Below are 19,128 nucleotides of genomic sequence, written 5' to 3' on the forward strand. Positions count from 1 at the left end.
GGCCGGTTTTTTATGTCTGCGATCTTAGAACGAAGCGTTTTGCAGATCGTCCAGGTAACGCTCGGTGTCCAGTGCCGCCATGCAGCCGGCGCCGGCCGAGGTGATGGCCTGACGGTAAACGTGGTCGGCCACGTCGCCGGCAGCGAAGATGCCTTCGACGCTGGTCGCGGTGGCGTTGCCTTCACGGCCGCCCTGAACGACGAGGTAGCCGTCTTTCAGCTCCAGCTGACCTTCGAACAGCGAGGTGTTCGGGGTGTGGCCGATCGCGATGAACACGCCGTCGACCTTGATTTCGTCGAAGCTGCCGTCGTTGTTCTTCAGACGCGCACCGGTCACGCCCATGTTGTCGCCCAGCACTTCGTCCAGGGTTGCGTTCAGTTTCAGCTCGATCTTGCCTTCGGCCACACGGGCGTTGAGCTTGTCGATCAGGATCTTCTCGGCGCGGAAGGTTTCGCGACGGTGGATCAGGGTGACCTTGCTGGCGATGTTGGCCAGGTACAGGGCTTCTTCGACAGCGGTGTTGCCGCCACCGACCACGGCAACCGGCTTGTTGCGATAGAAGAAACCGTCGCAGGTCGCGCAGGCCGAAACGCCTTTGCCCATGAACGCCTCTTCCGACGGCAGGCCCAGGTAACGAGCGCTGGCGCCGGTGGCGATGATCAGGGCGTCGCAGGTGTAGGTGCCGCTGTCGCCGGTCAGGCTGTACGGTTTGGAAGCGAAGTCCACGGCGTTGATGTGATCGAAGACGATCTCGGTTTCAAAACGCTCGGCGTGCTCGCGCATGCGCTCCATCAGCACCGGACCGGTCAGGCCGTGGACGTCGCCCGGCCAGTTGTCGACTTCGGTGGTGGTGGTCAGTTGACCGCCGGCCTGCATGCCGGTGATCAGCAGCGGCTTGAGGTTGGCACGGGCAGCGTAGACAGCAGCGCTGTAACCGGCAGGGCCGGAACCGAGAATGATCACTCGCGAATGACGGACTTCAGACATGAACCTGTCTCCTGTTGACCGGCCGATACATCAGGCGCGGACGCCGGACTGCCGGCGAGAATAAAAAAGGACTGTGGATAACCTTGGGGAAGGCGTGAGCTCGACAGTCCTGTAAAAAGTTGGGTGCAGCGTATCGAGGGGGGCAAGATTAAGGAAATACGGTTTAACAATCCAGCTCATAGGTGGTCTCTATGCCGACACACTGACGAGATGGACGTCTTTGTTACAGTGAATGTCGATCCCGCTGCCGCGCTTTCACAGGTTATGCAAAGCCGGTAAGGTCGGCGCGTTTTCCCTTGCTCGGAGCACCCTATGCCCGCCCCTGTCCTCTCCGGCCCGCAATACCTGCGCGAAGGCCTGAAACTGGTTCTAAGCCCAGGCCTGCGCCTGTTCGTGCTGCTGCCGCTGGCGATCAACCTGGTGCTGTTCGTCGGATTGATCTATTTCGCCGGCCACCAGTTCAGCCTGTGGGTCGATTCCCTGATGCCGTCGCTCCCCGACTGGCTGAGTTTCCTGAGCTACATCCTGTGGCCGTTGTTCGTGGTGCTGGTGGCGTTGATGGTGTTCTTCACTTTCACCATGCTCGCCAACGTGATCGCCGCGCCGTTCAACGGATTTCTCGCGGAAAAAGTCGAAGTCGTGGTGCGCGGCACCGACGATTTCCCGGCCTTCAGCTGGGGCGAACTGATTGCAATGATCCCGCGCACCCTCGCCCGGGAAATGCGCAAACTGGGCTACTTTCTGCCCCGGGCCATCGGCCTGTTCATCCTGTCGTTCATCCCGATGGTGAACATTATCGCCGCGCCGCTGTGGCTGCTGTTCGGTGTATGGATGATGGCGATCCAGTACATCGACTACCCGGCGGACAACCACAAACTGGGCTGGAACGAGATGCTCGCCTGGCTGCGCCAGAAGCGCTGGCAAAGCATGAGTTTTGGCGGCATCGTCTACCTGGCGCTGCTGATCCCGGTGGTGAACATCCTGATGATGCCCGCTGCCGTGGCCGGGGCGACGTTGTTCTGGGTGCGCGAGCGCGGTGCCGAAAACCTCGTGACACAACGCTGAGCGCACGTCACAAATCCATCATCCGAACGTCACAAGCGCGACATGGCCTCAGCCGACACTGAGGCCATGACGACAGCTCTACACATCACCCTGATCAGCGAAACCTTCCCACCGGAAATCAACGGCGTGGCCAATACCCTTGGCCGCTTGTGCGACGGTTTGCGCGCGCGCGGGCATCGGGTGGAACTGGTGCGGCCGCGTCAGGGTGACGATCCGCAGCGCACTGAAGACGATGCGCTGCTGTTGTGCCGGGGCTGGCCACTGCCGGGTTATCCGGGGTTGCAGTGGGGTCAGTCGTCGATGCACAAGTTGCTGCGCCGCTGGACACGCCAGCGCCCGGACGTGCTGTACATCGCCACCGAAGGTCCCCTCGGTTTGTCGGCACTGCGCGCGGCACGTCGTCTGGGCATCGCCGTGGTCAGCGGCTTTCACACTAATTTCCAGCAGTACACCAACCAGTACGGTCTCGGCCTGCTGACGCGTTTGCTGACGCATTATCTGCGCTGGTTTCACAATCGTTCGGCGCTGACCCTGGTGCCGAGCGTCAGCCAGCGACTGGAACTGGAACGGCGGCATTTCGATCGTCTGGCGCTGCTGTCACGAGGGGTCGACAGTCAGTTGTTCCACCCGACCAAACGCCTGAACGCATTGCGTGAGCAATGGGGATTGAGTGAGCAGGACATCGCCGTGATTCACGTAGGACGCCTGGCGCCGGAAAAGAATCTTGGTCTGCTCAAGCGCTGCTTCGAAAAGCTCGCCAGTGCTTATCCACAGCGCAATCTGAAACTGATCATCGTCGGTGACGGACCGCAACGGGTGGCACTGGAAAAGGAATTGCCCGACGCAATCTTCTGCGGCTCACAACGCGGCGAAGCATTGGCGGCGCACTACGCGTCCGGCGATCTGTTCCTGTTTCCGAGCATGACCGAGACCTTCGGCAACGTCGTTCTGGAAGCTCTGGCGTCAGGCCTTGGCGTGGTGGCCTACGATCAGGCGGCGGCTGCGCAGCATATTCGCCACGGCTACAACGGCGTGCTGGCGATGCCGGGGGATGAAGAAGCGTTTTGCGATGCAGCGCAGTGGCTGCTGGAAGAGGATGAAACCTTGCGCTGCGTCAGATTAAATGCCCGCCAACATGCCAGTCGTCAAGGCTGGGCGGCCATCATCGAGCAGTTTGAAAACCATCTGCAGGGAGCTTGCCGCGACCTGCGCGACAAGCCCCCCACTGCAATCAAACCAGCGTCATCAACGCCTCACGGCTGAACGGCAGAATGTCCTGCTCGCGGCCTTCGCGCACTTTCTGCGCCCAGTCAGGATCGACCAGCAACGCACGGCCCACGGCCACCAGATCGAACTCGTCGTTGTTCAGGCGCTCCAGCAGTTTTTCCAGGCTGGCCGGTTGCGCCACCTTGTCGGTGTTGACCATGAACTGCAGGAACTCGCCATCGAGGCCGACGCTGCCGACGGTGATGGTCGGTTTGCCGGTCAGCTTGCGGGTCCAGCCCGCCAGGTTCAGATCGGAACCGTCGAATTCCGCCTCCCAGAAACGGCGCGTCGAGCAGTGGAAAATGTCCACACCGGCGTCGGACAACGGCTTGAGAAACTCGCCCAGCGCCTCCGGGGTTTGCACCAGACGTGCGGTGTAGTCCTGCTGCTTCCACTGCGAGAAACGGAAGATGATCGGGAAGCCCTCGCCCACTGCAGCGCGCACAGCCTGGATCAGTTCGATGGCGAAACGCGAACGGTTGGCCAGGCTGCCGCCGTATTCGTCGGTGCGCTGGTTGCTGCCTTCCCAGAAGAACTGGTCGATCAGGTAACCGTGGGCGCCGTGGATCTCCACGCCGTCCATGCCGATGCTCTTGGCATCTTTGGCAGCCTGTGCGAAGGCTGCAATCACGTCCTGGATGTCCTGCCTGGTCATACCGTGTACCACGACCTGACCGTCCTTGAGTTTCTCGGTCGGGCCATAACCCGGGACGCTGGCATCCGGCTCGGTACCGATACGACGAACGCTGCCGACGTGCCACAGTTGCGGGACGATCTTGCCGCCCTCGGCGTGCACCGCGTCGACGACTTTCTTCCAGCCGGCCAGTGCTGCTTCGCCGAAGAACTGCGGCACATTCGGGTAGCCGTTGGAGGCTTGGTGGCCGACGGTGGTGCCTTCGGTAATGATCAGGCCGACACCGGCCGCCGCGCGACGACGGTAGTACTCGATCACTTTGGAATTGGGTACGCCGCCCGGAGAGAACGAACGGGTCATCGGCGCCATGACCACACGGGTCGGCAGTTCGAGGGTGCCGAGCTGGAACGGTTTGAACAAGGCTTGAACAGGCATGGGAGGCTCCACGAAAAATTGATCGGCGGGCATTGAATTTATATGACGGCGATAATATGCGGAGTTCCAACAGTGTCATAGCACTATTGATCTGAATGATTAAGGGTCAAAAGGCAGGCAAAAAAAATCGCAGCTCGATGGCTGCGATTTTCTCGTTTCAGCTCAGGGCTTTTTCAATCGCCGTGATCACCGAAGGATCATCCGGCGCCGTGCGCGGCGAGAAGCGGGCCAGTACACGACCGTCCTTGCCGAGCAGGAATTTCTCGAAATTCCAGGTAATATCGCCGGGAAATTCGGCGCCCTCGCCCGCCAGCAGACGGTAGAGCTGATGGCGATCGTGGCCGTTGACTTCGAGCTTCTTCGACAACGGAAAACTCACGCCATAGTTGAGGCTGCAGAATTCCTGGATCTCCTGCTCGCTGCCCGGTTCCTGGCCGGCAAACTGGTTGCACGGCAGGCCCAGCACGCTGAAGCCTTTGCCCTTGTATTGCTGATAGAGGTTTTCCAGCGCCGCGTACTGTGGGGTCAAGCCGCATTTGGAGGCGACGTTGACCACCAGCACGACTTGGCCCTTGAAGGGTGCCAGCGGTAGCTCCTGACCATCCAGGGCTGTCAACTTAAGGTCGTGAAAAGCACTCATGACGAACTCCAGATTCCCGTGTTCTACTCGAAACAGCCACTTGGCGAGACTACCAAGGACAGCCGCGGACTAAAAAGGCGCCCTCGGGCGCCTCTCCAGTTCTCTGAGCTTAGCGCAGAAAATCAGTGGTGATGACCACCTTCGCCATGGACGTGACCATGAGCGACTTCTTCCTGGCTGGCGTCACGGATGGCAACGACCTTCACTTTGAAGTTCAGGCGCTGACCGGCCAGCGGGTGGTTGCCGTCGACGGTGACGTCGTCGCCGTCCAGATCACGGATGGTGACGATCTGCATCTGGCCATCCGGCGCCGAAGCGTGGAACTGCATGCCGACTTCCAGCTCGTCGACGCCTTCGAACATGCTGCGGCTCAGGGTGCTGACCAGCTCGGCCGAATACTCGCCGTAGGCATCTTCCGGCTCGACGGAAACTTCCAGCTCGTTGCCGACTTCCTTGCCTTCCAGGGCTTTTTCCAGGCCCGGGATGATGTTGCCTGCGCCATGCAGGTAAACCAGCGGAGCGCCGCCGGCGGAGCTGTCGATGACCTCACCAGCGTCGTTGGTCAGGGTATAGTCGATGGAGACAGCCTTATTGGCGGCGATCAGCATGGGGCGAGACCTTTTGCATAAGAATATAGAAAGGCCAAGTTTAGCGAAGCAATCGCTCGAAAGCGAACACAACCCTGACAAACGGGATTCGACGATCACAGGCTTCCATCAGGACGAGGACGGTCACTGGGTGGCCGAGCTCTCCTGCGGCCACACCCAGCATCTGCGCCACCAGCCGCCCTGGCAGTCGCGGGCATGGGTGCTGGACGCAACGCAACGTATTGAAAAAATAGGCCAACCCTTTGCTTGCGGTTGGTGCGCTCAAGGCGCGGTTAGCGCTAACCTTGACGCCTGAAAAACCGGTGGAAGGCCAGCCATAGGCCCACGCCCTTGCCATGCACCCTTAGAGAATCCGCATGCAAACTTTTTTTATCGCGCCCACCGATTTTGGTGTGGGTCTGACCTCCATCAGCCTCGGGCTGGTGCGGACGCTGGAACGGGCCGGGCTGAAAGTCGGCTTCTTCAAACCGATTGCCCAGCCGCATCCGGGTGATACCGGCCCTGAGCGCTCCACCGAACTGGTGGCCCGCACCCACGGCCTGAAACCGCCGCAGCCGCTGGGTCTGGCTCACGTCGAGCGGATGCTCGGCGACGGTCAGCTCGACGAGTTGCTCGAAGAAATCATCGCGCTCTACCAGCAGGCCGCCATCGGCAAGGACGTACTGGTCGTCGAAGGTATGGTGCCGACTCGCAGCGCCAGCTATGCCGCGCGGGTCAACCTGCACCTGGCCAAGAGCCTGGATGCCGAAGTGATTCTGGTCTCGGCGCCGGAAAACGAAGTGCTCACCGAACTGTCCGGCCGCGTCGAATTGCAGGCGCAACTGTTCGGTGGGCCGAAAGACCCGAAAGTCCTCGGCGTGATCCTCAACAAGGTCAAGACCGACGAAAGCATGGACGCCTTCGCAGCGCGCCTGAAAGAGCATTCGCCGTTGCTGCGCAGCGGTGATTTCCGCCTGCTCGGCTGCATTCCGTTCCAGCCGGAACTCAACGCCCCGCGCACCCGCGACGTCGCCGACCTGATGGGCGCCCAGGTGCTCAACGCCGGCGACTACGAAACCCGGCGCATGACCAGAACCATCATTTGTGCGCGCACCATGCGTAACACCGTGGATCTGCTCAAGCCCGGCGTGCTGGTGGTAACTCCGGGCGATCGCGACGACATCATCCTCGCCGTCAGCCTCGCGGCCATCAATGGCGTACCGCTGGCCGGCCTGTTGCTGACCAGCGACACCCTGCCGGATCCGCGCATCATGGACCTGTGCCGTGGCGCACTGCAGGCCGGTTTGCCGGTGTTGTCGGTGAGCACCGGCTCCTATGACACCGCCAACCTGCTCAACGGCCTGAACAAGGAAATCCCCGTCGATGACCGCGAACGCGCGGAGATCATCACCGATTTCGTCGCCAGTCATCTGGATGCCAACTGGCTGCATCAGCGCTGCGGTACGCCGCGGGAAATGCGCCTGTCGCCGGCCGTATTCCGTTATCAATTGATTCAACGCGCCCAGGCCGCCAACAAGCGCATCGTCTTGCCCGAAGGCAGCGAACCGTTCACCGTGCAAGCGGCGGCGATCTGTCAGGAACGCGGAATCGCCCGTTGTGTGTTGCTGGCCAAACCGGCAGACGTCGAAGCCGTCGCCCGGGCCCAGGGCATCGTGTTGCCGCCGGGGCTGGAAATTCTCGATCCGGATCTGATTCGCGAGCGCTACGTCGAACCGATGGTGGCCTTGCGCAAGAGCAAGAGTCTCAACGCGCCGATGGCCGAGCAGCAGCTGGAAGACACCGTTGTGATCGGCACCATGATGCTGGCGCTGGATGAGGTCGATGGGCTGGTTTCCGGCGTCATCAACACCACCGCCAACACCATCCGCCCCGCCCTGCAATTGATCAAGACGGCGCCGGGCTGCACCCTGGTGTCGTCGGTGTTCTTCATGCTGTTCCCCGAAGAAGTGCTGGTCTATGGCGACTGCGTGATGAACCCGCACCCGAGCGCCGCCGAGCTGGCGGAGATTGCCCTGCAAAGTGCCGATTCGGCCGCCGCGTTCGGCATCACCCCGCGCGTGGCGATGATCAGCTACTCCAGCGGCGAATCCGCCACCGGCGAGGACGTCGAGAAAGTCCGCGAAGCCACCCTGCTCGCTCACGAACAACAGCACTCGCTGCTGATCGACGGGCCGCTGCAGTACGACGCCGCCGCTAACGAAACCGTAGCCCGGCAACTGGCGCCGAACAGCCAGGTCGCCGGCCGCGCCACGGTGTTCGTGTTCCCCGACCTGAACACCGGCAACACCACCCACAAAGCCGTGCAACGCAGCGCCGATTGCGTGAGCCTCGGCCCGATGCTGCAAGGCCTGCGCAAACCGGTGAACGACCTGCCGCGCGGCGCGCAGGTCGACGACATCGTCTACACCATCGCCCTGACTGCGATTCAGGCTGCCAACCGACCTCTGGATATCTGACCCGATGCTGGCTTTTCTCCCTGCCACCCTGCGCGGCGTGATCGCCGCGCTGCTGTTGGCGCTGAACACGATCCTGCTGTGCTCGTTCCTGTTTCTCGTGGCGCTGATCAAAGTGCTGCCGTTCGACCTCGCACGCCGCGCCTCGCGCTGGCTGATGAGCCACACCCACGAAGCCTGGATCAGCAACAACAAAGGCTGGATGAACCTGGTACGCCGCACCCGCTGGCACCTCAGCGGCCTACAAGGCCTGGACTATCAACACTCGTACCTGATCACCAGCAACCACCAGAGCTGGGTCGACATTCTGGTACTGCAATACGTGCTGAACCGACGCATCCAGCCACTGAAATTCTTCCTCAAGCAGGAACTGATCTGGGTGCCGATCATCGGTCTGGCGTGGTGGACACTGGGCTTTCCGTTCATGAAACGCTACTCGAAAGCCTATCTGGAAAAACACCCGGAAAAGAAAGGCAAAGACCTGGAAACCACCCGCAAGACCTGCGCGAAATTCCGTGACAACCCGGTGGGCATCTTCAACTTCGTCGAAGGCACGCGCTTCACCGAAGGCAAGCACGCGCAGCAGCAATCACCGTTCAAATACCTGCTCAAACCCAAGGCCGGCGGCATTGCATTCGTGCTGGATGCGATGGGTGAACAACTGGAATCGATCGTCAACGTGACCATCCACTATCCGGGCGGACGTCCAGGCTTCTGGGACCTGCTGTGCGGCAACGTGCGGGACGTGGTGGTGCATTTTGAAGAACTGAAAATCCCGCCGCAGTTCATCGGCAAAAACTACGACCAGGACGGCGAGTACCGCCTGCAATTCCAGGGCTGGATCAACCAGCTGTGGCAGGACAAGGATGCGTTGCTGGAACAGATGCATCGCGAGTATCCGAACCAACGCTGATAACCCTGAGGGAGCCTCTGACAGAACAGGCCGGCTGTCAGGCCGCCATCGCCAGCAGGCTGGCTCCCACAGAAAAGCAGTTCGCTATTGGCTTTTCGCTTCCCACCACTCAACACGATGAGCGTTAGCTCGAGCAAAGCTTTTGACGTGCCGGCCCCTTCGGCAGGCTGAGAGGAGGGATTTATCCGGGGGTGGGCGCGAAGCGCCGTTTGGCGAAGCCAAACACATCGAGAGGAGGTGCAGCGAAGCAAACCGGAGGCGATGCCCCCGGATGAATCCCGGAACGAAGGAACACCGAGCCAAAGCGAGGTGCCGAACGCCGGGGCCCAGCGTTTTTGGTTACTTTTTAGGCGCTTGTAAAAAGTGACCCGCTGTAAGAGCGGAACCGCCAGCGGCAACACCCGCAGAAACGGATATTCACCCAAACCCCAGGAGCCAGGCCGGCCCAAAGGCCGCCACTGCCAGCAGGTCAACCGCAAAAGAAAAGCCCGCCGATGATCACTCATCGACGGGCTTTTTATTGGCAGCTAACGCTTAAATCGCACCACGCTTACGCAGCAGATCCAGCACTTGCTTCACACCCTCTTCCAGCGACAGCGACTGGGTATCGATCACCAGATCAGCATCCAGCGGCACGTCATACGGGAAAGACTCACCCGGAATATTGTCGCCACCGGCAGCGTACAACCCTTGCGGATCACGCTCTGCGCAAACAGTCGGCGAAGCCTGGACATAGACCGTCAGCAGACGCTCCTTGCCAATCAGATCCTTGGCCTGCTCACGACCTTCAGCACTCGGCGCCACGAACGCAGCAAGCGTCAGCAGACCTGCTTCGTTGAACTGACGCGCCACATGCGCGGCACGACGCCAGTTCTCGGTGCGACCGGCACGATCCTGCGGCAGACCTTTGTTGAGGTCGTGACGCAGGTTCTGGCCATCGAGTACAAACACCGCACGACCGAGGTCGAACAGCTTGCGCTCGACCGCGTACGCCAGCGTGCTTTTACCCGCGCCCGACAGGCCGCTGAACAGCACGGTGGCCGGTTGCTGACCGAAACGCTGGGCGCGCTCGGTGGTCGCGACATGAGCCAGCTTGCCGTGATGGGTGGCCGTGCCATGAGCCAGCGGTTGGGCGACGATCATGCCGGCGCCGACGGTGCCGTTGGTCAAACGGTCGATGACGATGAATGCGCCGGTAGTGCGGTTGCTGTCGTAACCGTCGAGAGCGATCGGCGCATCGAGCGCGATCTTCACCTTGCCGATTTCGTTGAGCTGCAACGCGCTCGCCGGGCCTTCTTCGAGAGTGTTGACGTCGACCTTGTTGACGATGCTGGCGATGGAGCCCGGCACGTAACTGGTGGCACGCTTGATGTCGTACTTCTTGCCTGGCAGCATCGGCTCTTCAGCCATCCACACCAGCATCGCTTCGAAGCTGTCGGTCACCGGCGGAACGTTGTCGGCGTGTACCAGCAGGTCACCACGGGAGATGTCGATCTCGTCTTCCATGGTCAGCGTCACCGCCTGACCCGGGCCTGCATGCTCCAGCTCACCTTCGAAGGTGACGATGGATTTCACGCGGCTGCTCTTGCCCGACGGCAGGACCACGACCTCGTCGCCCTTCTTGACGATGCCGCTGGCCAAGGTACCGGCGAAACCGCGGAAGTTCAGGTTCGGACGGTTGACGTACTGCACCGGGAAACGCAGATCGGTGAAGTTGCGGTCGCCCGCCACTTCCACGGTCTCGAGGATTTCCATCAGCGACTGGCCGGTGTACCACGGCGAGCGCTCGGACTTGTTCACCACGTTGTCGCCCTTCAGAGCGGACATCGGCACGAAGTGCATGCTGGTCGGCTTCATCTTCAAGCCTTCGGCGAACTTCAGGTAGTCGGCCTTGATCGACTCGAACACGCCCTGATCGAAGCCCTTCAAGTCCATCTTGTTGATGGCGACAACGATGTGCTTGATGCCCAGCAACGAGGCGATGAAGCTGTGGCGACGGGTCTGGGTCTGCACGCCGTAACGGGCGTCGACCAGGATGATCGCCAGGTCACAGGTGGACGCACCGGTGGCCATGTTGCGGGTGTACTGCTCATGGCCGGGGGTGTCGGCGATGATGAATTTGCGCTTGGCGGTGGAGAAATAGCGGTAGGCGACATCGATGGTGATGCCCTGCTCACGCTCGGCCTGCAGGCCGTCGACCAGCAATGCCAGGTCGATGTCGTCACCGGTGGTGCCGACTTTCTTCGAATCGCGGGTAATGGCTTCGAGGTGATCTTCGTAGATCATCTTCGAGTCGTGCAGCAGGCGCCCGATCAGGGTGCTCTTGCCGTCATCGACGTTACCGCAGGTCAAAAAGCGCAGCAGCTCTTTACGTTCGTGCTGGCCCAGGTAGGCGAGGATGTCCTCGCTGATCAAATCAGATGCGTGCGACATGACAGCCCCTTAGAAATAGCCTTGACGTTTCTTGTCTTCCATCGAGCCGGCGCCATCGTGGTCGATGACACGGCCCTGGCGCTCGGAAGTTCGCGTCAGGAGCATTTCCTGAATGATGTCCGTCAGGCTTTCGGCCTCGGACTCCACCGCGCCCGTCAACGGGTAGCAGCCAAGGGTACGGAAACGCACTTTCTTTTTGACGATGCGCGCCTTGTCCTCGTCGGACAGGTGCTCGAGGATGCGCTCGTCGTCGATCATGATCAGCGTGCCGTTCTTCTCGATCACTTCGCGTTCGGCGGCGAAGTACAGCGGCACGATCGGGATGCCTTCGAGGTAGATGTACTGCCAGATGTCCAGTTCGGTCCAGTTCGACAACGGGAACACACGAATGGATTCGCCCTTGTTGACCTTGCCGTTGTAGACGTTCCACAGCTCCGGACGCTGGTTCTTCGGATCCCAGCGGTGTTTGCTGTCGCGGAACGAGTAGACGCGCTCCTTGGCGCGTGACTTCTCTTCATCGCGACGGGCACCGCCGAAAGCGGCGTCGAAACCATGCTTGTCGAGTGCCTGCTTCAGGCCCTCGGTCTTCATGATGTCGGTGTGTTTGGCGCTGCCGTGGGTGAACGGATTGATGCCCTGCGCAACGCCATCCGGGTTGACGTGGGTGATCAGGTCCAGGCCCAGCTCCTCGACCATCTTGTCGCGGAACTTGTACATCTCCTGGAATTTCCAGCGGGTGTCGACGTGCATCACCGGAAACGGCAGTTTGCCCGGGAAGAACGCCTTGCGTGCCAGATGCAGCATCACGGCGGAGTCTTTACCGATGGAGTACAGCATCACCGGGTTGTCGAACTCGGCGGCCACCTCGCGGATGATGTGGATGCTTTCCGCCTCCAGCTGTTTCAGATGCGTCAGTTTGTCGACCATGGCTACTCACGAAAGCTTTCTTATGAACGGCCAGCGGGCCGTGTTCGAGCGGGGAATCCTAGCACAGCGCCCTTCTTCTAATCAGGGCGCGGACTAGAACGAAAGAGCATATGAATATGCCCGCCCGTTCGGGTGCTTTCAGGGGAAAGTCAGATCGGATTCGGGCAGTCGATGAAGATGTGTTCGAGCGCGAATCGCTTCGCCAGATAATCGCCCAGCGCCTGCACGCCGTAGCGTTCGGTGGCGTGGTGGCCGGCAGCGATGAAGCTGATGTCGTTTTCCCGGGCACTGTGGAACGTCTGTTCGGAGGCCTCGCCACTGATGAACAGATCGACGCCGGCGGCGATGGCATTGTCGATGTAACCCTGGCCGCCGCCGGTGCACCAGCCGACCCGACGAATCATCGCGCTACCCTCGATCAGCAGCGGCTCACGGCCCATGCGTTCCTGCACACGACGGGCGAAATCGCGGGCGGTCACCGGTTCATCCAGCGAACCGACCAGCCCGACGATCTTCAGGTTGTCCGGGTCCAACGGCCCTTCGACTGTGATGTCGAGCTGCCGGGCCAGTTGCACGTTGTTGCCGACGTCCGGGTGCAGATCCAGCGGCAGGTGATAGGCCAGCAGACTGATGTCGTGTTTGAGCAGGGTCTTCAAGCGGCGCTGCTTCATGCCGGTGATGCACGGGTTCTCGCCCTTCCAGAAGTAACCGTGATGCACCAGCACCAGATCGGCCTCGGCCTCGACGGCGGCATCGAGCAATGCCTGGCTGGCGGTGACGCCGCTGACGATGCGCATCACCTGCGGACGGCCCTCGACCTGCAGGCCGTTGGGGCAATAATCGGCAATTTTCGCACTGCCGAGGTAGCGGTCGGCTTCTTCGACCAGGGTACTGAGGGCAACGGCCATGAAAGACTCCTGAAAATCCCGTTCAGAGGCGCGCGCGGCCTCGTATAATGCGCGACATTATGGGCGGTCTGACCCCGCCTGCAACTTTTCCAGGACGTGCTTAATGCTCAAGGCGCTGCGTTTTTTCGGCTGGCCGCTGTTGGCCGGTGTGCTTATCGCTCTGTTGATTATTCAGCGTTACCCGCAGTGGGTCGGGCTTCCGAGCCTCGACGTCAACCTGCAACAGGCTCCACAGACCACCAGCGTGCAACAGGGGCCGGTGTCCTACGCCGACGCGGTAGTGATTGCCGCGCCATCGGTGGTCAACCTCTACACCACCAAAGTCATCAACAAACCGGCGCATCCGCTATTCGAGGATCCGCAGTTCCGCCGCTTCTTCGGTGACAACTCGCCGAAACAGAAGCGCATGGAGTCGAGCCTCGGCTCCGGCGTGATCATGAGCCCGGAAGGCTACATCCTGACCAACAACCACGTCACCACTGGCGCCGACCAGATTGTCGTGGCGCTCAAGGATGGCCGTGAAACCCTGGCCCGGGTCATCGGCAGCGACCCGGAAACCGATCTGGCAGTCCTGAAGATCGACCTGAAGAACCTGCCGGCGATCACCGTCGGTCGCTCCGACAACATCCGCATCGGCGACGTCGCACTGGCCATCGGCAACCCGTTCGGGGTGGGCCAGACCGTGACCATGGGCATCATCAGCGCCACCGGCCGCAACCAGCTGGGCCTGAACAACTACGAAGACTTCATCCAGACCGACGCAGCGATCAACCCGGGCAACTCCGGCGGCGCACTGGTGGATGCCAACGGCAACCTCACCGGCATCAACACGGCGATCTTCTCCAAGTCCGGTGGTTCGCAAGGGATCGGTTTTGCGATCCCGGTGAAGCTGGCGATGGAAGTGATGAAGTCGATCATCGAGCACGGTCAGGTGATTCGTGGCTGGCTGGGAATCGAAGTGCAGCCGCTGACTCAAGAACTGGCGGAGTCGTTTGGCCTGTCCGGGCGTCCGGGGATCGTGGTAGCGGGGATTTTCCGCGACGGTCCGGCACAGAAGGCCGGCCTGCAACTGGGCGACGTGATCCTCAGCATCGACGGCGAACCGGCCGGCGATGGCCGCAAGTCGATGAACCAGGTGGCGCGGATCAAGCCGACCGACAAGGTCACGATTCAAGTGATGCGCAATGGCAAGGAATTGAAGCTGACTGCCGAGATCGGTCTGCGTCCGCCACCGGCGCCAGTGAAAGAAGAAGAGTAAGTACAAAAAAAGATGGGAGCACATTCGCTCCCATCTTTTTATCGGCCAGTCAGAGTTCGCCGAGACCGTCGATCAACGCCTGATTCTGCTCCGGCGTACCGATCGAGATCCGCAGGAACTGGGCAATCCGCTCCTGCTTGAAGTGGCGCACGATCACACCCTGCTCACGCAGTTTGGCCGCCAGCCCTGCCGCATCATGTTGCGGATGCCGGGCGAAGATGAAGTTGGCCGCTGACGGCAGCACTTCAAAACCCTTGGCCTGCAACTGCGCAACCACCCATTCGCGACTCTCGATGACCAGCGCACAGGTCTTGTCGAAGTATTCGCGATCCTCGAACGCTGCCGCAGCACCGACATTGGCCATGCGATCGATCGGGTAGGAGTTGAAGCTGTTCTTGACCCGCTCCAGCGCCTCGATCAGGTCCGGATGGCCGACCGCCAGACCGACCCGCAGGCCCGCCAGTGAACGCGACTTAGACAGGGTCTGGGTCACCAGCAGGTTCGGATAACGGTCCACCAGGCTGATCGCGGTTTCGCCGCCGAAGTCGATGTAGGCTTCGTCAACCACCACCACCGAATCCGGGCTGGCCTTGAGGATCTGCTCGACCGCTTCCAGCGCCAGCAGGCAACCGGTCGGCGCGTTCGGATTGGGGAAGATGATCCCGCCGTTCGGTTTGGCGTAGTCCGCCGGGTTGATCCGGAACTGCGCGTCCAGCGGCACCGCATCGAACTTGATGCCATAGAGGCCGCAGTAGACCGGATAGAAGCTGTAGCTGATATCCGGGAACAGCAGCGGCTGATCGTGCTGCAGCAGGCCGTGGAAGATGTGCGCCAGCACTTCGTCCGAACCGTTGCCGAGGAACACTTGGTTACTCTGCACGCCGTAGTACTTGGCGACGGCGTTTTTCAACAGGTCGCTGTTCGGATCCGGGTACAGGCGCAGGTTGTCGTTGAGTTCGGTCTGCATCGCGGCCAGGGCTTTTGGCGACGGGCCGTACGGGTTTTCGTTGGTGTTGAGTTTGACCAGGCGGGTCAGCTTCGGCTGCTCGCCCGGCACGTAAGGCACCAGATCCTTGACGAACGGGCTCCAGAATTTACTCATGTTCAGTTCCCCTTCACTTCGTCTTTGATGCGGTATTCGGCGCTGCGAGCGTGAGCACTCAGCGATTCACCACGGGCCAGAATCGATGCGGTCTTGCCCAGTTCGGAAGCACCGGCCTCGGAGCAGAAGATGATCGAGGAACGTTTCTGGAAGTCGTACACACCCAGCGGCGAGGAGAAACGCGCGGTGCCGGACGTCGGCAGCACGTGGTTCGGACCTGCGCAGTAGTCGCCCAGCGCTTCGGAGGTGTGGCGGCCCATGAAGATCGCGCCGGCGTGGCGGATCTGCGGCAGCCAGGCCTGCGGATCCGCGACCGACAGTTCAAGGTGCTCCGGCGCGATGCGGTTGGCGACTTCGATGGCCTGGGCCATGTCGCGCACGTGAATCAGGGCGCCACGGCCATTGATCGAGGTTTCGATGATGGTCGCGCGATCCATGGTCGGCAGTAGTTTGTCGATGCTCGCGGCGACCTTGTCGAGGAACTCGGCGTCCGGGCTGACCAGAATCGCCTGGGCGTCTTCGTCGTGTTCGGCCTGGGAGAACAGGTCCATGGCGATCCAGTCCGGATCGGTCTGGCCGTCGCACACCACGAGGATTTCCGACGGGCCGGCGATCATGTCGATGCCGACCTGACCGAACACGTGACGCTTGGCAGTCGCCACATAGATGTTGCCCGGGCCGACGACCTTGTCCACTTGCGGCACGCTTTCAGTACCGTAGGCCAACGCCGCAACGGCTTGCGCGCCACCGATAGTGAACACCCGGTCGACACCGGCGATGCACGCTGCCGCCAGCACCAGCTCGTTGACTTCACCGCGCGGGGTCGGCACCACCATGACCACTTCGGTCACGCCGGCGACCTTGGCCGGAATCGCGTTCATCAACACCGACGACGGGTACGACGCCTTGCCACCCGGCACGTACAGGCCGGCGCGGTCCAGCGGCGTGACTTTCTGGCCCAGCACCGTGCCGTCGGCTTCGGTGTAGCTCCAGGAGTCCTGCTTCTGTTTTTCGTGGTAGCTGCGAACGCGGGCGGCGGCTTTTTCCAGCGCTTCGCGTTGCGCCACGGTGATGCGGGTCAAAGCCAGCTCCAGACGCTCGCGCGGCAGGATCAGGTCTGCCATGGAGGCGACTTCGAGGCCGTCGAACTTCTGGGTGAACTCGACCAGCGCCGCGTCACCGCGCTCGCGCACAGCCTTGATGATGTCCAGCACCCGCTGATTGACCGAGTCGTCAGACACACTTTCCCAGCTCAGCAGATGATCCAGATGATGCGCGAAATCCGGGTCAGCAGCGTTGAGTCGGCGAATTGCAGTCGGTGCGGTCATAGCGAGAGCCTCATAGGAATGGCAAAAACTCAGGCGCCCTAACTTAGCAGTCGTTTCCGCTTGGGCACCTGAGATTCTGGCTATGAGGCGGATAGACGGGCGCGACTCAACGTCGCGCAGGTACATCAGCCGCGGTGTCGAGACTCCACTGCCTTGCGCAGTGTGTCGATCAACGCCTGGATTCGGGCGTGTTGCATTTTCATCGAAGCTTTATTGACCACCAGACGCGAGCTGATCGTGGCGATCAGTTCCTGGGGTTCGAGACCGTTGGCACGCAGGGTGTTGCCGGTGTCGACCACGTCGATGATCTTGTCGGCCAGACCGATCAGCGGTGCCAGTTCCATCGAGCCGTACAGCTTGATGATGTCGACCTGACGGCCCTGTTCGGCGTAGTAGCGCTTGGCAACGTTGACGAATTTGGTCGCAACGCGCAGACGGCCCTTGGGCTCGACGGCGCCGACCTTGCCGGCGGTCATCAGCTTGCACTGGGCAATCTGCAGGTCCAGCGGTTCGTACAGGCCTTGCCCCGTGTATTCCATCAGCACGTCTTTACCGGCAACGCCGAGGTCGGCCGCGCCATGCTCGACATAGGTCGGCACGTCGGTGGCGCGCACGATCAACAGGCGTACGTCTTCCTGGGTCGTGGGAATGATCAGCTTGCGGCTTTTGTCCGGATTCTCGGTCGGCACGATGCCCGCTTCGGCGAGAAGCGGCAGGGTGTCGTCAAGGATGCGGCCCTTGGACAGTGCGATGGTCAACATGGGAAACGTCAGTCCTTATCAAGGTACTCATGTCCGGTCGCAATCGGCGCCGGACATACATCGAGGGCGTTACCACCCCCGATCAAAACGAATTCAACGGACACTTCCCTGTGTCCCGATGCAGCGACTAGCCCGGAACGCGACGGATCTTGGCGCCGAGCATCTGCAGTTTTTCCTCGATGCACTCGTAACCACGGTCGATGTGGTAGATGCGGTCGATCAGGGTATCGCCTTCGGCCATCAGGGCCGAGATCACCAGGCTGGCCGAAGCCCGCAGGTCGGTTGCCATCACTGGCGCGCCCTTGAGGATTTCAGTGCCGGTGACGATGGCCGTGTTGCCTTCGACCTGGATCTTGGCGCCCATGCGGTGCAGTTCGTAGACGTGCATGAAACGGTTTTCGAAGATCGTCTCGATCACGGCACCAGTGCCTTCGGCAATGGCGTTGAGCGAGATGAACTGCGCCTGCATGTCGGTCGGGAACGCCGGGTACGGCGCGGTGCGCACGTTGACCGCTTTCGGGCGCTTGCCGTGCATGTTCAGTTCGATCCAGTCTTCACCGCTGGTGACTTCGGCGCCGGCTTCGCGGAGCTTTTCCAGAACGGCTTCGAGGATGGTCGGATCGGTGTCCTTGACCTTCACACGGCCACCGGTGACCGCTGCGGCCACCAGATAGGTGCCGGTTTCGATACGGTCAGGCATGACCTTGTAGAAGGCCGAACCCAGACGCTCGACGCCATCGATGGTGATGGTGTCGGTGCCGGCACCGGATACCTTGGCACCCATGGCATTCAGGAAGTTCGCCAGGTCGACCACTTCAGGTTCGCGGGCGGCGTTCTGCAGCACGCTGCGGCCTTTGGCCAGAGCGGCAGCCATCATGATGTTCTCGGTACCGGTCACGCTGACGGTATCGAAAAAGAAGTTTGCACCGCGCAGGCCACCTTCCGGTGCCTTGGCCTTGATGTAGCCGCCTTCGACGTCGATGATCGCACCCATGGCTTCGAGGCCGCGGATGTGCAGATCGACCGGACGCGAGCCGATGGCGCAACCGCCAGGCAGGGCGACTTCGGCTTCACCGAAACGGGCAACCATCGGGCCAAGCACCAGGATCGACGCGCGCATGGTTTTCACCAGCTCGTACGGAGCGACCAGGGTCTTGATGGTGCGCGGGTCGATTTCGACGCTGAGCTTCTCGTCGATCACAGGCTCGATGCCCATGCGACCGAACAGCTCGATCATGGTGGTGATGTCGTGCAGGTGCGGCAGGTTGCCGACGGTGACCGGGCCATCGCACAGCAGGGTGGCGGCCAGGATCGGCAGGGCGGAGTTCTTCGCCCCGGAAATGCGGATCTCGCCATCAAGACGAGCGCCACCGGTAATAATCAATTTATCCATAACAATCTCGACGCCCT

17 protein-coding genes are annotated in these 19,128 nt (G+C 61.3%); 6 read left to right on the forward strand and 11 right to left on the reverse strand.

Annotation, left to right across the window (positions count from 1 at the left end; genetic code table 11):
• Window positions 1–24 precede the first annotated feature (24 nt).
• Window positions 25–987, reverse strand: coding sequence for a thioredoxin-disulfide reductase (trxB, locus tag OQ248_RS05945; protein ID WP_085711762.1), 963 nt, complete (start codon window positions 985–987; stop codon window positions 25–27).
• A 312-nt stretch (window positions 988–1,299) separates the two neighbouring features.
• Between trxB and cysZ the strand changes: the two genes are divergently transcribed.
• Both cysZ and OQ248_RS05955 read left to right on the forward strand, forming a co-directional pair.
• Window positions 1,300–2,052: a sulfate transporter CysZ gene (gene cysZ, locus OQ248_RS05950; RefSeq protein WP_114881439.1), complete on the forward strand. Its 753-nt coding sequence runs from the start codon at window positions 1,300–1,302 to the stop codon at window positions 2,050–2,052.
• A 42-nt stretch (window positions 2,053–2,094) separates the two neighbouring features.
• Entirely contained in the window at window positions 2,095–3,315 is a 1,221-nt protein-coding gene (locus tag OQ248_RS05955; RefSeq protein ID WP_265812305.1) for a glycosyltransferase family 1 protein, read from the forward strand.
• Here OQ248_RS05955 and OQ248_RS05960 read toward each other — a convergent pair.
• The 3 genes from OQ248_RS05960 to OQ248_RS05970 all read right to left on the reverse strand — a co-directional run bounded on the left by OQ248_RS05960 (window position 3,284) and on the right by OQ248_RS05970 (window position 5,635).
• Entirely contained in the window at window positions 3,284–4,387 is a 1,104-nt protein-coding gene (locus OQ248_RS05960; protein WP_265812306.1) for an NADH:flavin oxidoreductase, read from the reverse strand. The two genes, OQ248_RS05955 and OQ248_RS05960, sit on opposite strands and share 32 nt — an antisense overlap.
• Window positions 4,388–4,544: 157 nt before the next feature.
• On the reverse strand, window positions 4,545–5,027 hold the full coding sequence (locus OQ248_RS05965; RefSeq protein WP_007959082.1) for a glutathione peroxidase: 483 nt from the start codon (window positions 5,025–5,027) through the stop codon (window positions 4,545–4,547).
• Between the two features lie 122 nt (window positions 5,028–5,149).
• Entirely contained in the window at window positions 5,150–5,635 is a 486-nt protein-coding gene (locus OQ248_RS05970) for a peptidylprolyl isomerase (protein WP_085711766.1), read from the reverse strand.
• On the opposite strand from OQ248_RS05970, the gene OQ248_RS05975 reads away from it, so the two are divergent.
• The 3 genes from OQ248_RS05975 to OQ248_RS05985 all read left to right on the forward strand — a co-directional run bounded on the left by OQ248_RS05975 (window position 5,604) and on the right by OQ248_RS05985 (window position 9,001).
• Window positions 5,604–5,930 carry a DUF3565 domain-containing protein gene (locus OQ248_RS05975; RefSeq protein ID WP_085711877.1) on the forward strand — a complete coding sequence of 109 codons (327 nt, stop codon included), beginning with the start codon at window positions 5,604–5,606 and terminating at the stop codon, window positions 5,928–5,930. The genes OQ248_RS05970 and OQ248_RS05975 overlap by 32 nt on opposite strands.
• 61 nt (window positions 5,931–5,991) lie before the next feature.
• Entirely contained in the window at window positions 5,992–8,091 is a 2,100-nt protein-coding gene (gene pta / locus OQ248_RS05980; protein ID WP_265812307.1) for a phosphate acetyltransferase, read from the forward strand.
• Window positions 8,092–8,095: 4 nt separating this feature from the next.
• A complete protein-coding gene (locus tag OQ248_RS05985; protein WP_085711768.1) occupies window positions 8,096–9,001 on the forward strand; it encodes an acyltransferase in 906 nt (301 codons plus the stop codon).
• 534 nt (window positions 9,002–9,535) lie between these two features.
• Here the strand turns inward: OQ248_RS05985 and cysN are convergent.
• The 3 genes from cysN to OQ248_RS06000 form a co-directional block, all read right to left on the reverse strand.
• The gene (cysN, locus tag OQ248_RS05990; RefSeq protein ID WP_248738299.1) at window positions 9,536–11,434 is read right to left on the reverse strand and encodes a sulfate adenylyltransferase subunit CysN; all 1,899 of its coding nucleotides are present in this window, start codon (window positions 11,432–11,434) and stop codon (window positions 9,536–9,538) included.
• Between the two features lie 9 nt (window positions 11,435–11,443).
• A complete protein-coding gene (cysD, locus tag OQ248_RS05995; protein ID WP_007953546.1) occupies window positions 11,444–12,361 on the reverse strand; it encodes a sulfate adenylyltransferase subunit CysD in 918 nt (305 codons plus the stop codon).
• 149 nt (window positions 12,362–12,510) lie between these two features.
• Window positions 12,511–13,269 carry a Nif3-like dinuclear metal center hexameric protein gene (locus OQ248_RS06000; RefSeq protein WP_248738300.1) on the reverse strand — a complete coding sequence of 253 codons (759 nt, stop codon included), beginning with the start codon at window positions 13,267–13,269 and terminating at the stop codon, window positions 12,511–12,513.
• A 103-nt stretch (window positions 13,270–13,372) separates the two neighbouring features.
• On the opposite strand from OQ248_RS06000, the gene algW reads away from it, so the two are divergent.
• Window positions 13,373–14,527, forward strand: coding sequence for a Do family serine endopeptidase AlgW (gene algW, locus OQ248_RS06005; protein WP_085711771.1), 1,155 nt, complete (start codon window positions 13,373–13,375; stop codon window positions 14,525–14,527).
• A 49-nt stretch (window positions 14,528–14,576) separates the two neighbouring features.
• On the opposite strand, the gene hisC is transcribed toward algW, so the two are convergent.
• The 4 genes from hisC to murA form a co-directional block, all read right to left on the reverse strand.
• Window positions 14,577–15,629: a histidinol-phosphate transaminase gene (gene hisC / locus OQ248_RS06010; RefSeq protein ID WP_265812308.1), complete on the reverse strand. Its 1,053-nt coding sequence runs from the start codon at window positions 15,627–15,629 to the stop codon at window positions 14,577–14,579.
• A gap of 2 nt (window positions 15,630–15,631) precedes the next feature.
• Window positions 15,632–16,957, reverse strand: coding sequence for a histidinol dehydrogenase (hisD, locus tag OQ248_RS06015; RefSeq protein ID WP_085711773.1), 1,326 nt, complete (start codon window positions 16,955–16,957; stop codon window positions 15,632–15,634).
• A gap of 125 nt (window positions 16,958–17,082) precedes the next feature.
• Window positions 17,083–17,718: an ATP phosphoribosyltransferase gene (gene hisG / locus OQ248_RS06020; RefSeq protein WP_007953554.1), complete on the reverse strand. Its 636-nt coding sequence runs from the start codon at window positions 17,716–17,718 to the stop codon at window positions 17,083–17,085.
• Window positions 17,719–17,845: 127 nt separating this feature from the next.
• A complete protein-coding gene (gene murA, locus OQ248_RS06025; RefSeq protein WP_265812309.1) occupies window positions 17,846–19,111 on the reverse strand; it encodes a UDP-N-acetylglucosamine 1-carboxyvinyltransferase in 1,266 nt (421 codons plus the stop codon).
• Window positions 19,112–19,128: the final 17 nt, after the last annotated feature.

The organism is Pseudomonas sp. COW5, assembly GCF_026240005.1.
Classification (GTDB): Bacteria; Pseudomonadota; Gammaproteobacteria; order Pseudomonadales; family Pseudomonadaceae; genus Aquipseudomonas; species Aquipseudomonas kribbensis.